Raw genomic sequence first — 13,332 nt, 5'->3', positions numbered from 1 at the left:
TCCACCCCTCGGGTCACTACGACGCGGGACGGGGCGGGCGCAGGATCGTAGGCAGCCCCTCCACCGATCCCAGGAGATCCGAATGTCGAAGAGCCGCAAGCTGATCGTCACCGCCGCCCTGATCGTCCTGCCGGTCCTCGGCGGTGCCGGGACCGCAGCCGCGTCCTCGGACCACCGCGACGACCACGACCGCCGCGACCGTCACGACCGCGGTTGCGCCATCACGCATTTCGACAGGAACGGCAACTTCCAGCGCACCGAGTTCCGCAACCACGGCTCCCGGTTCGACGGGCGGATCTGCCGCAGCGACGACCAGTGGCACTTCCTCGACAGCGGCGACATCGCCCCCACCCCCTTCGTCCGGCACTGACTCCCGCGGGAATCCCCCGCATGCGACGGAGCCCCGCATCGCGACAGGCGATGCGGGGCTCCGGCCGTGGGCGGGACCTACTCGGTGCCGAGGAGGTCGATGACGAAGACCAGGGTCTTGCCGCCGAGCGGGTGCCCGGACCCGGCCGGGCCGTAGGCGAGCTGCGGGGGCACCGTCAGCTTGCGGCGACCGCCGATCTTCATGCCGGGGATGCCCTCCTGCCAGCCGGGGATGAGCCGGCCGAGCGGGAACTTGACGGACTCGCCGCGGGCGAACGAGGAGTCGAACACCTCGTTCGTGTCGTACTCGACGCCGTGGTAGTGCACGTCGACGACCGACCCGGGCTGCGCCTCGGGCCCGTCCCCGACGGTGATGTCCTCGATCACGAGCTCGGCGGGAGCCGGGCCGGTCGCCGGCTCGATCTCCGGCACCTCGGGCTTGGCCTCCACCCCGAGCAGATCGATGACGAAGACCAGGGTCTTGCCGGCGAGACGGTGACCCGAGCCGGCCGGGCCGTACGCCATCTCCGGCGGGATCGTCAGCTGCCGGCGGCCACCGACGCGCATGCCGGGGATGCCCTCCTGCCAGCCGGCGATCAGGCCGCTGAGCGGGAAGGTGATGGATTCGCCGCGGCTCCACGACGAATCGAACTCCTCGCCGGAGTCGAACTCGACGCCGACGTAGTGGACCTCGACCTTGGCTCCGGGCGTCGCCTCGGCGCCCTCGCCGACGGTGAGGTCCTTGACGACCAGGCCGGTCGGGGCGGGACCCTCCTGGAACTCGATCTCGGGCTTGCTGCTCATGTATCGGTCTTCCGGTAGGGGACGGGTCAGCGTGCGTCGATGCTGTTGTAGTCGCGCTCGGTGTAACCGGTGTAGATCTGCCGCGGGCGGCCGATCTTCAGCGTCGGGTCGGAGTGCATCTCGCGCCAGTGCGCGATCCAGCCCGGCAGGCGGCCGAGTGCGAACAGCACCGTGAACATGCGGGTCGGGAAGCCCATCGCCCGGTAGATCAGACCGGTGTAGAAGTCGACGTTCGGGTACAGCTTGCGCTCGATGAAGTAGTCGTCGGTGAGCGCAGCCTCCTCGAGGGCCTGCGCGATGTGCAGCAGGTCGTCGTCGCCGCCCAGCTTGGCGAGCAGGCTGTCGGCGGTCTTCTTCACGATCGCCGCACGCGGATCGTAGTTGCGGTAGACGCGGTGTCCGAAGCCCATGAGCTTGACGCCGTCTTCCTTGTTCTTGACCTTGCGGACGAACTCCTTGACGTCGCCCCCGCTGGTCTTGATCTCGTTGAGCATCTCGAGCACGGCCTGGTTGGCGCCACCGTGCAGCGGGCCCCACAGCGCGTTGATGCCGCCGGAGATCGAGGTGAACAGGTTGGCGTCGGAGGAACCGACGAGCCGCACCGTGGAGGTCGAGCAGTTCTGCTCGTGGTCGGCATGCAGGATCAGCAGCATGTCGAGGGCCTGGGCGATCTCGGGATCGACCTGGTACGGCTCCGCCGGGAAGCCGAAGGTCATGCGCAGGAAGTTCTCGACCAGGTTCAGCGAGTTGTCCGGGTACAGGAACGGCTGACCGACGGACTTCTTGTAGGCGTAGGCCGCGATGGTCGGCAGCTTGGCCATCAGCCGGATGGTGGACAGCTCCACCTGCTCCGGGTCGTCGGGATCGAGCGCGTCCTGGTAGTACGCCGACAGGGCGTTGACGGCGCTGGAGACGACGGGCATCGGGTGCGCGTTGCGCGGGAAGCCGTCGAAGAAGCGCTTGAGATCCTCGTGCAGCAGCGTGTGCCGGCGGATCTTGTCGGTGAAGACCTCGAGCTGCTCCGCGGTGGGCAGCTCACCGTAGATCAGCAGGTAGCTGACCTCGATGAACGTGGACTTTTCCGCCAGCTGCTCGATGGGGTATCCGCGGTACCGCAGGATGCCCTTCTCCCCGTCGATGAAGGTGATGGCCGACGTGGTGGAGGCGGTGTTGACGAAACCGGGGTCAAGGGTGGTGTACCCGGTCTCCGCAAGGAGCTTGCCCAGCTCGATGCCGTCGTTGCCTTCCGTCGCCTTGGCGATAGACATTGTGTGCTCGCCACCGGGGTAGCTGAGGGTGGGTCGGGTGTCATTCTCAGCGGGCACGAAGGATCCCTCTCAAGCTCAGATCAACGCGATTCTTCCGAACATTCACGTAGAACCTAGCCCTTGCGCAGGCCATGTGCCCAGGGAGGGTCCGTCGAAGGTCCCGGATCGCGCCGGATCGGCGGTGTGCCACGAGGGCACCGAAACCGTCGGTCGTGCCCCCCGCAACGGCGCTCACCTGCGTCGATATTGCATATCACGTTCCCTGCGCCGTCGCGGTGAGCGCCCGTCGGCGTGTCCGCACCGCCGGTGCACCGGCGGTGCGGGAACCGGTCAGGCGGCCGGCAGGGCGGTCAGGCCCCACCGGCCCGTCCACGTCTCCCCGGGCTGCAGCACGACGAGATCGATGCCGAGATTGAAGGCGTCCGGCGGACACGTCATCGGCTCGAGCGCCAGGGCCCGCCCCCGCCCCGGATATTCGAGCTCGGGGACGGCACCGGCGGTGAACACCTGCAGCCAGGCGAACTCGCGCCCGGCCCACAGTTGCACGCCCCTGCCGTCCGGGCCCCGCAGGTCGTGCCGGGCCCGGCCGTCCACGTCCACGTCCAGCGCGCTGTAGGGGGCCTCGAGCTCGATCCCGCGCAGCGGCCGCGGCGCGGTGAAGTCGAACTCGGTGCCCTCGACCGGCTGGGAGTACGCGTTCGGCAGTCCGCGCCCGGGGTCGAGCGGCAGCCGGGTGCCGGCGGCCAGGCGCAGCGTGCACTCGTCGAGCGGGGCGTCGCCCGCACGCACGTAGGGATGCACCCCGAGCCCGAACGGCGAGTGGTAGCCGCCCACGTTGGTGGCGGTGTGCGTGACGGTGAGCCCGTCGTCGCCCACCTCGTGGGTCGCGGTGAGCCGCAGCTGGTACGGCCACCCCTTGTGCAGCCCCACATCCAGCGCCTGCTCGATGCGAGAATCGTTGTGGGAAACCAGAACCCAGTCTCGATGCCAGGCGAACCCGTGCACCGCGTTGCCGCGTTCGGGTTCGGTGAGCGCGAGCTGATGCTCGATGCCGTCGAAGTAGAAGTGCCCGTCCCGGATGCGGTTCGGCCACGGGGCGAGCACCGTGCCGGAGCGCAGCGGGGGCCGCTCGTTCTCCGGCCAGCTCTCCGTCAGCCGGTACGGCCCGGTCGCCGATTCGTGCTCGAGCACCCGCAGGGCCGCCCCCGAGCTGGAGACCTCCGCGCGGTACCCGCCCCCTCGGATCCGGTAGTTCTTCGGATCGGACATGGGCCCAGTGTCCCGCGGACGGACTCAGCGGGTCAGGGATTCGACGATCACGGCTGTGGCCTCGGCGATCGCGGCGTTGTCGTGCGTGGCGTCCGGCAACCCGGTGACCGAGTCGCTGAGGAGCACGAGCACGAGCGGCGAACCGTCCGGGGACCACAGCACCCCGGCGTCGTTCACGGTGCCGTACCGGCCGGCCCCGGATTTGTCGGCCGCGGTCCAGCCGGCCGGCAGCCCCGCCCGGATGCGCTGCCCGGAGGTGACACTCGCCCGCATCCAGTCCGTCAGGGTCTGCTGTCCCGCCGCGGGCAGGCCGGACCCGAGCAGCAGCTCCCGGTAGCCGCGCGCGAGACCGGACGCGGTGGAGGTGTCGCGCACGTCGCCGGGCTCGGCGCTGTTGAGCTCGGGCTCCCAGCGGTCGAGGGTCGTGGCGGTGTCGCCGAGCGACCGGGCGAAGGCGGTCACGGCGGTGGGCCCGCCCGGCCGCCGCAGCAGGAGGTTGCCGGCGGTGTTGTCGCTGCGGGTCAGGGCGGCGTCGCACAGTTGCGCCAGCGTCAGGGTCCGGCCCTGCGCCTCGGAGGTGACGGGCGAATTCTCGACGATGTCCGCAGGATCGACCGGAACCGTGTCGTCGAGCCGCAGACTGCCCTGCGATTCGAGCCGCAGGATCGCGGCGGCCGCGTACACCTTGAACGTCGAGCACATTGCGAACCGGTCGTCGGCCCGGCGGGCGTACGTCAGCCCGCGCCCCGGATCGTGGGCGAGCACGCCGAGCCGGACCCGGCGACGCTCCTCGAGGTCGGCGAGCACCGCGTCGAGCCGGGCGAACCGAGCGCCGGCCTCCGGCCCCGGCGGCGGCACCGTCGCCTCGGTGCGCGCGCCGCACCGCGGCGTGTCGGTGGCGGGCAAGACCGGCACCGTCGGCGTGATCCGCAACGAGGTCGCCGTCGTCGAGTTCCCGCACGAACAGCCCGTCGCGGTGGCGGTCTTCACCCGGGCCGCGCGCGTGGACCCGGTACTGCCGGTCGTCGACGCCGCGATCGCCGAGGCCGCCCGCATCGCGGTCACCGAGCTGCGTCGTCCGGCGCCGCACGAGTGATTCCCGCGCCTACGATGACCGGATGCGACTGCGCCTCGGCCGCCCGGACCTCGCCGCCTACGCCGACCGGTTCGACGTCCCCGCAGCGACGGCGGCGTCCCGCCCGGCCGTGACGTTCCTCGGCGTTTCCACCCTGCTCGTCGACGACGGCACCGACGCGCTGCTCACCGACGGCTTCTTCACCCGGCCGGGCCTCGGCGCCGTCGCGCTGGGCCGGCTCGCACCCGACCCGGCCCGGATCGACGCGTGCCTGGCCCGCGCCGGCGCGTCCCGGCTCGCGGCCGTGCTGCCCGTCCACAGCCACTTCGATCACGTGCTCGATTCCGCGGTCGTCGCCGAGCGGACGGGTGCGGTACTCGTCGGCGGCGAGTCCACCGCGAACGTCGGGCGCGGGCACGGCCTTCCACCGGAGCGGATCGTCGTCGCCACCCCCGGTGAGCCGCTGCGGTTCGGCGGGTTCACCGTCACGCTCGTCGCGTCGGAGCACTGTCCGCCCGACCGATACCCGGGCACGATCGACGCGCCCGTGGTCCCGCCCGCACGGGCTGCGGCGTATCGGTGCGGCGAGGCGTGGTCGACGTTCGTCGCGCACGCCGACGGCCGTACCCTGCTGATCCAGGGCAGCGCCGGATTCCGGCCCCGGGCGCTGGCCGGCCGGCGCGCCGACGTCGTCTATCTCGGCGTCGGCCAACTCGGCGTGCAGAGCGAGGAGTACATCCGCACCTACTGGGCGGAGACCGTCGGCACGGTCGGCGCGCGGCGGGCGGTGCTCGTGCACTGGGACGACTTCTTCCGCCCGCTCGACCGGCCGCTGCGCGCGCTGCCCTACGCCGGCGACGATCTCGACGTCACCATGCGGGTCCTCGGCGGGCTCGCCGAACGCGACGGCGTACGCCTGCACCTGCCGCAGGTGTGGCGGCGCGAGGATCCCTGGAGGTAACCGATCAGCGGATCGTGCGGTCGACCCGGTACCGCACGAACGCGGGGAAGGCGAGCACGCACACCAGCACACCGACCACGACGAGCACTCCCCCGCCCGCCGCGGCGATCGCGGTGCCCACCAGCGCGGCCGCGCCGCCGTGCAGGACGTCGCCGATGCGGGGTCCGCCGGCGACAACGACGATGAACACGCCCTGTAGCCGGCCGCGCATCTCGTCGGTGGCGACGGACTGCAGCATCGTCGAGCGGAACGCCGCCGAGACCATGTCGACCGCGCCGCCGAACGCCAGGAACGCCAGCGCGATCCACAGCCACACCGCGGTGCCGCCCGGTTCGGCCGCGCCCACCGCGACGCCGAAGCCGATCATCGCCAGGCCCCAGGCGACGATGCACACGATCACTGCCAGGCCCTGCCGGCGCACCCGCGGCAACCACCCCGAGAACACGCCGCCGAGCACCGCGCCGACCGACATCGCCGCGAACAGCAGGCCGAGCGCGAGCCCGCCCTGCGCGGGATCCCCGAACGAATCGTGGGCGATCTGCGGGAACAGTGCCCGCGGCATGCCGAACACCATCGCGACGATGTCGACGACGAACGAGGCGAGCAGGATCTTCTGTGTGGACAGGTAGCGGAACCCGTCGAGCACCTCGCGCAGGCCCGCCCGCCGGGCCTGCCCGGTCGGCGGGATCGGCGGCAGCGCGAGCACCGCCCACAGCGTCGCGAGCAGCGCGACGGTGTCGATCAGGTACAGGGTGGGCAGGCCGAGCACGGGGATCAGGGCGCCCGCGAGCAGCGGCCCGGCGATGGCGCCGAACTGCATCACCGTCATGTTCAACGAATTGGCCGCCGCCAGTTGGCCCTTCGGGATGAGTCGCGGGATCACGGCGCCGCGCGTCGGCTGGTTGACCGCGAAGCAGGCCTGCTGCAGCGACAGCAGCACCAGCACCAGCCACACGTTCCCGAGGCCCGCGGCGGCCTGCGCCCACAGCAGCAGCGACGTCACCCCCATGCCCACGGTGGTGAGCGTGAGCAACCGGCGCCGGTCCATCACGTCGGCCAGGGCCCCGCCCCACAGCCCGAACACCACGAGCGGCACGAGGGCGAACACGCCGGTCAGGCCCACGTACGCGGAGTTGCGGGTGATCTCGTAGATCTGTTGCGGCACGGCGACCACGCTGAGCTGGGCACCGATGACCGTGACGATGCCGGCGGTCCACAACCGGCGGTAGTCGCGATTCTCGAGCGGTGTGGTGTCGGCGAGCAGTCGCCTCACGGCTGCAGACGCTCGGTGATCCACCGCCCGTCGACCAGCCGGGTCCGGACCCGGTTGTGCAGGCGGTTGGGGCGGCCCTGCCAGAACTCGGCCGACTCGGGACGGATCCGCAGCCCACCCCAGTGCGGCGGCACCGGGATCTCGGCGTCCATGCCGTAGCGCTCCGCGACCTCGATGAGGGCGTGCTCGAGCGCGGCCCGCGACTCGATCGGCCGGGACTGCTGCGACGCCCACGCGCCGAGTCGGGAGCCGCGGGGCCGGGAGTGCCAGTACTCGGTGGTCTCGTGCTCGCCGACCCGCTCGACGGGTCCGCGCACGGTGACCTGGCGGAAGATCGGGATCCAGGTGAACGTGGCCGACGCGTAGGGCGTCGCGGCGAGCTGCCGGCCCTTGTCGGAGTCGTAGTTGGTGAAGAAGGTGACCCCGTCCGCGTCGACGCCCTTGCACAGCACGGTGCGGGTGACGGGCCGCCCGTGCTCGTCGACGGTGCCGAGCACCATCGCGTTCGGCTCGGGCAGCCCGGCCGCGGCGGCGTCGACGAGCCAGCGGCGCAGCAGCGGCAGCCACCCGTCGGCGAGCCACTCGGGCTCGAGATCCTCGTCGGCGGCAGAGGCGCCCTGCGGGCCGGCGGGGGTGTAGTCGACACGCATCGAGGCCAGGTCGGCGTGCTCGGCCGCACCCGGAGGCAGTCCCTCGGCGCTCTCGGCGCCGGGCTGTGGATCGGTGGACACGATGCTCGACGCTACTCCTGGGTATCCCATCGCTGAGCGTCCAGTCCGGGGGACTACAGTCGCACCGACGAACGGAGTGGGGCGCCGATCACATCCGCCGAGTCCCGCTTCACCGGCAGTGCTGCCCGGACCGGGTTGCACCGAACGAGGAGAGCCCAACCGTCATGGCATCGCGCGCGTCTGTACCCGAGGATTTCGTCGCCGGCCTCGAAGGCGTGGTCGCCTTCACCAGTGATATCGCCGAACCCGACAAGGACGGCGGTTCGCTGCGCTACCGCGGCGTCGACATCGAGGACCTCGTCACGCGCGGGGTGACGTTCGGGGACGTGTGGGCGCTGCTGGTCGACGGGAAGTTCGGCCAGGGCCTGCCCCCGGCCGAGCCGTTCCCGCTGCCGATCCACACCGGCGACGTCCGCGTCGACGTCCAGGCCGGCCTGGCGATGCTCGCCCCGATCTGGGGCTTCGAGCCGCTCCTCGACATCGACGACGCCACCGCCCGCGAGAATCTCGCCCGCGCCGCCGTGATGGCACTGTCCTACGTCGCGCAGTCCGCGCGCGGCATCTACCAGCCCGCCGTGCCGCAGAAGCGCATCGACGAGGCCGCGACCGTCACCGAGCGGTTCATGGTGCGGTGGAAGGGTGAGCCCGACCCGGCGCACGTCGCCGCGATCGACGCGTACTGGGTCTCGGCGGCCGAGCACGGCATGAACGCCTCCACCTTCACCGCCCGCGTCATCGCCTCCACCGGCGCCGACGTCGCCGCCGCGCTGTCCGGTGCGGTCGGCGCGATGTCCGGCCCGCTGCACGGCGGCGCCCCCGCCCGCGTGCTGCCGATGATCGAGGAGACCGAGCGCACCGGCGATGCCCGCGCGCTGGTCAAGGGCATCCTCGACCGCAAGGACAAGCTGATGGGCTTCGGCCACCGCGTCTACCGCGCCGAGGACCCGCGGGCGCGGGTGCTGCGCGACACCGCCAAGCGGCTGAACGCCCCGCGCTACGAGGTCGCCGCGGCGCTCGAACAGGCCGCCCTCGCCGAGCTGCGCGAGCGTCGCCCCGATCGCGCCATCGAGACCAACGTCGAGTTCTGGGCCGCGGTGATCCTCGACTTCGCCGAGGTCCCGGCCGCAATGATGCCGGCGATGTTCACCTGCGGCCGCACCGCCGGCTGGTGCGCGCACATCCTCGAGCAGAAGCGCCTGGGCAAGCTGGTGCGCCCGGCCGCGATCTACACCGGCCCGGACCCGCGCAGCCCCGAGAGCGTCGAGGGCTGGGACTCCATCACCCACAACTGACCCGCGAGCCGGGCGGACGGCCCCTGCGCCGGGCGCCCGTCCGTCCGGCCGCCCGACGGGGGCCGTCTAGACTACCGGTGCACTCGTTCCTCGACGTTTAGGACACGCATACCGATGGCTGACGCTACACCGATCATTCCCGCCGACCTCAAGCCCGCAGACGGCCGCTTCGGCTGCGGCCCCTCCAAGGTTCGCCCCGAGCAGCTGCAGTCCCTGGTCGAGGTCGGTGCCTCGGTGTTCGGTACCAGCCACCGGCAGAAGCCCGTCAAGGACGTCGTCGCCCGCATCCGCTCGGGTCTGCGCGAGCTGTTCTCCCTGCCCGACGGTTACGAGGTGGTGCTGGGCAACGGCGGCACCACCGCGTTCTGGGACGCGGCCGCGTTCGGCCTGATCCGCGAGAAGTCGCAGCACTTCACCTACGGCGAGTTCTCGTCGAAGTTCGCCACGGTCGCCAAGAAGAACCCGTTGATCGGTGACCCGATCGTCGTGGACAGCGCGCCGGGCACCGCACCGGAGATCGTCGCCGACGGCTCGGCCGACCTCATCGGCTGGGCCCACAACGAGACCTCGACCGGTGTCGCGGTGCCCGTCACCCGCCCGGCCGGCTCCGGGAACGCCCTCATCGCCATCGACGCGACGTCCGGTGCCGGCGGTCTGCCCGTCGCCGCGGAGGACTTCGACGTCTACTACTTCGCGCCGCAGAAGTGCTTCGCCGCCGACGGCGGCCTGTGGATCGCGCTGATGAGCCCGGCCGCGCTCGAGCGGGTGGACGAGATCAAGGCCTCGGGCCGCTTCACCCCCGAGTTCCTGTCGCTGCCCATCGCCGTCGACAACAGCGCCAAGGATCAGACGTACAACACCCCGGCGGTGGGCACGCTGCTGCTGCTGGCCGACCAGATCGAATGGATGAACGGCAACGGCGGCCTGGAGTGGACCACCGCCCGCACCAAGGACTCGTCGTCGCGGCTGTACGAGTGGGCCGAGGCCTCCGAGTACGCCACCCCGTTCGTCGCCGATCCGGCGCTGCGCTCGCAGGTGGTCGGCACCGTCGACTTCGCCGACTCGGTGGATGCCGCGAAGGTCGCAAAGATCCTGCGCGCCAACGGGATCGTCGACACCGAGCCGTACCGCAAGCTGGGCCGCAACCAGCTGCGCATCGGCATGTTCCCGGCCATCGACCCCGAGGACGTCACCCAGCTGACCAAGTGCGTCGACTGGGTGGTCTCGCAGATGTAGGGCGGTAGCGCAACCGTTCGGGGCGGGGTCGGATCCGGGTCGGGTCCGGCCCCGCTCGCCGTCTCGCACACCTCCCAAACTCTCGACGAGTAGTAGAGACTTTCGGGGAAACCTTGGACAATAGCGCCACGTCGACGGATTCGTGCCACAGGGTCCCCCGGCGTGTCGGCGTGTCCTGCTCCGCAGGGGTCACGAGTCCGTTACAGTCGGGCGGGTCAATCGCGATTCCCCGCGAGGAGGTCATGGTGCGAGAGCTTCGAGTGGTCGGCCTCGAGCCCGACGGAACGCACGTCGTGCTTGCCGATCCCGAAAACGGCGACAGATTCCGCATCCCGATCGACGACACGCTCCGCGCCGCCTCCCGCGGTGACCTCGCCCGCCTCGGGCAGATCCAGATCGAGACCACCAGCCAGCTGCGCCCCCGCGAGATCCAGGCCCGCATCCGCTCCGGCGCGTCCGTCGAGCAGGTCGCCGAGGAGGCCGGGATCCCGCTCGCGAAGGTGGAGCGGTTCGCCTACCCGGTGCTGCTCGAACGCTCCCGCGCGGCCGAGATGGCCCAGCAGGGACATCCGGTGCGCCCGGACGGCCCGGCCGTGCACACCCTCGCCGAGATCGTCGCCCAGGCGTTCCGGGCGCGAGGGCACAGCATCGACGCCGCCACGTGGGACGCGTGGCGCGACGACGAGGGCCACTGGGTGGCTCAGCTGCAGTGGGCCGCCGGCCGGTCCACCAACACCGCGCACTGGCGCTACCAGCCCGATGCGCACGGCGGCACGATCCTCCCGCTCGACGACACCGCCACCGAGCTGATCGACCCGGACTGCGGGCGGCCGCTGCGCTGCCTCACGCCGGTGTACACGGCGCGCGACGTCGACGACAGCGGAGACAACGACGGGCCCGACCGGGAGGACGTCGTCGCCGAGGCGATCACCCTCGATCCGCCGCCCGCGGTGATCGACGCGGAGGTCGAGGAGGTCCGGCCCATGGCGTCGAGCCTGCCCGAGCCCGACGCGGAGGAGGACCGGCCGAAGCTGGCGCCGCAGCAGAGCCCGGGCAAGGACAAGCGGGGCAAGCCCGCCCTCCCCTCGTGGGACGACGTGCTGCTCGGCGTGCGCAGCAACGGGCGCGTCTGAGGTTCGGGCCCACCGATGGTGGCGGCGGCCGTGTCGACCATCTGGTACGTCGACGCCCCCGACCCCGGTGCGGTGCTGCGCGCCGCGCGGGCCGACCGGAAGACGGCCCACGCACTCGTCGGGCGGCTGCACCCCGGGATGTCGTCCGAGCCGCTGGACCGGGTGCCGCTCGCGCAGGCCGCGGCCGGTGACCCCGGCCGGGTCTACGTGGGCAGCTTCCCCGGGGTGACGGTGGTGTGCAGCCCGGACCTCGCGGCCACGCGTCCGTCGCAGCTACCCGAAAGCTGGAGGCGCACCGTCGCTTCCGAGAACACCTACCTCGTCGTGTCGGACCCCACCGGGGCCCGCGGCGCCGTCGGGGCCTGGCGGCGCGGCATGCTGCGACGGGCGTTCGACGCCACGCCCGTCGACATCGCCGAGGACGACGGCCTGCCGTTCGTGTGGGAGCGGCCGTTCTGGGGTGGGGAGTTCCCCATCCGCTGGCCGCTGGACGTGCTGCCCGATCCGCAGGCGCTGCCGTTCCACCCCCGCCGGTTCGCCGAGGCCGCCAACTCCGCGTGGCTCGGGTTCCGCTACACGGGCCGCGCCGGCGGCGAGCTCGACCCCCACGAGATCGAGGTGTGGGGCTTCGAGTTGTACCGCGAGGGCGAGCGACCGCCCACCGCACGCGACGAGCCGGCCCGCCCGCCCGCGCGACGGTGGTGGTGGCCGCGACGGACCTCCGCACGCGGTCGCGCGCTGTCCGGTCACCCGCACGCCGAATAGCCAGCCGGTCCGTCCGGTGTCGCGCGCGGCTGCGGAGCCGCTCAGAACGTCGTCACGCCGAGCAGCACGATCCAGCCGACCGGAACTCCGGCCGCGACACCTGCGACGATCCACCGCCACAGCGGCACCCGCCGCCACCACCACAGGGTCGGGGCGATCCCGGCCGCGGCGACGAGGTTGACGATCACCGCGAGCAGGGGGTGCACGCGCCCGAGCTCGAGCCCGAACGCGACGATCGTGACGACGGTGACGACGAGGGCGAAGCCCGTCAGCGTCAGCCCCGTCGACCACGGCGTCGACGGGGCGCGCAGGGGTGCGATCACCGCGGGAGCCGTACCCGCTCGTAGAACGCCATCGCCGCGGCCGTGGCGACGTTGAGCGAGTCGGTGCCCGGCGCCATCGGAATGCGTGCCCGCACGTCCGTCGCGCGCATCGCGTGCTCGGTCAGCCCCGGGCCCTCGGCGCCGAGGAGCAGGGCGACCTTCTCCCCCGTCATGGCCTCGGCCAGCGGCACGGCCTCGGGATTCGGCGTGAGCGAGATGAGCTGGAAGTCCCGCGCCCGCAACCGGTCCAGGTCGTACGGCCACCGCTCGACGTGGGCGAACGGAACCCGCAGCACGTGCCCCATCGACACCCGCACCGCCCGCCGGTACAGCGGGTCGGCGCAGCCCTTGCCGAACAGGACGGCATCGACGCCCAGGCCGGCGGCGTTGCGGAACATCGAGCCGAGGTTCTCGTGGTCGTTCACGCCCTCGAGCACCGCGACGGTGGTGGCCTTCTCGAGGACGTCGTCGAGGTCGAGCGCCGGCGGCCGGTGCGCCGCGGCGAGTACCCCGCGGTTGAGATGGAAGCCGACGACCTCGGCCATCACCTCGGCCGAGGTGCGGTAGAACGGCACGTCGACGTCGCGCAGGTCGTCGGCGAGTTCACCGAGACGGCGATCCACCCCGAGCAGGCCGCCCGGCGCGAACCGCGAATCGAGCATCCGCTGCACGACGAGCACGCCCTCCGCGATCACCAGGCCCTTGCCCGCGGGCAGGTCCGGCCGGCGATCCGACGAGTTGAGGTCTCGGAAGTCGTCCAGCCGGGGGTCGGCGGGATCCAAGATGTCGATGACGTGAACCACGCCGTCGATTCTCCCAGGTCGCACCGGAGT

The 13,332-nt window shown here is 71.9% G+C and carries 15 protein-coding genes and 1 pseudogene; 7 read left to right on the top strand and 9 right to left on the bottom strand.

Going from position 1 to position 13,332, the window contains the following annotated elements; all coding sequences use genetic code 11:
- Window positions 1–82: 82 nt before the first annotated feature.
- Complete coding sequence (locus KZJ41_RS06810; RefSeq protein ID WP_065922932.1) at window positions 83–370, top strand: hypothetical protein; 288 nt, start codon at window positions 83–85, stop codon at window positions 368–370.
- Window positions 371–447: 77 nt separating this feature from the next.
- Here the strand turns inward: KZJ41_RS06810 and KZJ41_RS06805 are convergent, their stop codons facing one another.
- From KZJ41_RS06805 to bla, 5 genes and pseudogenes are all read right to left on the bottom strand, one after another.
- Window positions 448–801: an FKBP-type peptidyl-prolyl cis-trans isomerase gene (locus KZJ41_RS06805; RefSeq protein WP_373566478.1), complete on the bottom strand. Its 354-nt coding sequence runs from the start codon at window positions 799–801 to the stop codon at window positions 448–450.
- 21 nt (window positions 802–822) lie between these two features.
- Window positions 823–1,173 (bottom strand): annotated as a pseudogene (locus KZJ41_RS06800) (FKBP-type peptidyl-prolyl cis-trans isomerase); the annotation flags it as partial.
- Window positions 1,174–1,199: 26 nt separating this feature from the next.
- Window positions 1,200–2,498, bottom strand: coding sequence for a citrate synthase (locus KZJ41_RS06795; RefSeq protein ID WP_084648665.1), 1,299 nt, complete (start codon window positions 2,496–2,498; stop codon window positions 1,200–1,202).
- Between the two features lie 273 nt (window positions 2,499–2,771).
- Window positions 2,772–3,710, bottom strand: coding sequence for an aldose 1-epimerase family protein (locus KZJ41_RS06790; RefSeq protein WP_065922934.1), 939 nt, complete (start codon window positions 3,708–3,710; stop codon window positions 2,772–2,774).
- A gap of 24 nt (window positions 3,711–3,734) precedes the next feature.
- Window positions 3,735–4,625, bottom strand: coding sequence for a class A beta-lactamase (bla, locus tag KZJ41_RS06785; RefSeq protein ID WP_373566464.1), 891 nt, complete (start codon window positions 4,623–4,625; stop codon window positions 3,735–3,737).
- On the opposite strand from bla, the gene KZJ41_RS06780 reads away from it, so the two are divergent.
- Both KZJ41_RS06780 and KZJ41_RS06775 read left to right on the top strand, forming a co-directional pair.
- Window positions 4,606–4,806, top strand: a complete 201-nt coding sequence (locus KZJ41_RS06780) for a serine hydrolase (RefSeq protein WP_373566463.1) — start codon at window positions 4,606–4,608, stop codon at window positions 4,804–4,806. The two genes, bla and KZJ41_RS06780, sit on opposite strands and share 20 nt — an antisense overlap.
- Window positions 4,807–4,828: 22 nt before the next feature.
- Window positions 4,829–5,746: an MBL fold metallo-hydrolase gene (locus tag KZJ41_RS06775; RefSeq protein WP_006936116.1), complete on the top strand. Its 918-nt coding sequence runs from the start codon at window positions 4,829–4,831 to the stop codon at window positions 5,744–5,746.
- 4 nt (window positions 5,747–5,750) lie between these two features.
- Here KZJ41_RS06775 and KZJ41_RS06770 read toward each other — a convergent pair whose 3' ends face one another.
- Together KZJ41_RS06770 and pdxH are read right to left on the bottom strand one after the other, a co-directional pair.
- Entirely contained in the window at window positions 5,751–7,019 is a 1,269-nt protein-coding gene (locus KZJ41_RS06770) for an MFS transporter (protein WP_006936119.1), read from the bottom strand.
- Window positions 7,016–7,669: a pyridoxamine 5'-phosphate oxidase gene (gene pdxH / locus KZJ41_RS06765; RefSeq protein ID WP_029541828.1), complete on the bottom strand. Its 654-nt coding sequence runs from the start codon at window positions 7,667–7,669 to the stop codon at window positions 7,016–7,018. The genes KZJ41_RS06770 and pdxH overlap by 4 nt, the downstream gene beginning before the upstream one ends.
- A gap of 245 nt (window positions 7,670–7,914) precedes the next feature.
- Between pdxH and KZJ41_RS06760 the strand changes: the two genes are divergently transcribed.
- The 4 genes from KZJ41_RS06760 (at window position 7,915) to KZJ41_RS06745 (ending at window position 12,176) form a co-directional block, all read left to right on the top strand.
- Entirely contained in the window at window positions 7,915–9,042 is a 1,128-nt protein-coding gene (locus KZJ41_RS06760) for a citrate synthase 2 (RefSeq protein WP_006936122.1), read from the top strand.
- Window positions 9,043–9,156: 114 nt separating this feature from the next.
- Entirely contained in the window at window positions 9,157–10,278 is a 1,122-nt protein-coding gene (gene serC / locus KZJ41_RS06755; RefSeq protein ID WP_006936126.1) for a phosphoserine transaminase, read from the top strand.
- A 245-nt stretch (window positions 10,279–10,523) separates the two neighbouring features.
- On the top strand, window positions 10,524–11,411 hold the full coding sequence (gene sepH, locus KZJ41_RS06750) for a septation protein SepH (protein ID WP_006936128.1): 888 nt from the start codon (window positions 10,524–10,526) through the stop codon (window positions 11,409–11,411).
- Between the two features lie 15 nt (window positions 11,412–11,426).
- A complete protein-coding gene (locus tag KZJ41_RS06745; RefSeq protein ID WP_006936130.1) occupies window positions 11,427–12,176 on the top strand; it encodes a hypothetical protein in 750 nt (249 codons plus the stop codon).
- Window positions 12,177–12,217: 41 nt separating this feature from the next.
- Here KZJ41_RS06745 and KZJ41_RS06740 read toward each other — a convergent pair whose 3' ends face one another.
- The gene (locus KZJ41_RS06740) at window positions 12,218–12,499 is read right to left on the bottom strand and encodes a DUF2537 domain-containing protein (protein ID WP_065922937.1); all 282 of its coding nucleotides are present in this window, start codon (window positions 12,497–12,499) and stop codon (window positions 12,218–12,220) included.
- The gene (locus KZJ41_RS06735; protein WP_065922938.1) at window positions 12,496–13,302 is read right to left on the bottom strand and encodes an RNA methyltransferase; all 807 of its coding nucleotides are present in this window, start codon (window positions 13,300–13,302) and stop codon (window positions 12,496–12,498) included. Before KZJ41_RS06735 ends, KZJ41_RS06740 begins: the two co-directional genes overlap by 4 nt.
- Window positions 13,303–13,332: the final 30 nt, after the last annotated feature.

Origin of the sequence: Rhodococcus sp. 11-3 (assembly GCF_023704055.1) — a bacterium.
Taxonomy (GTDB): domain Bacteria; phylum Actinomycetota; class Actinomycetes; order Mycobacteriales; family Mycobacteriaceae; genus Rhodococcus; species Rhodococcus aetherivorans.
The sequence above is the reverse complement of the archived record's forward strand: the minus strand, read 5'-3'. Positions and strand labels throughout refer to the sequence as shown.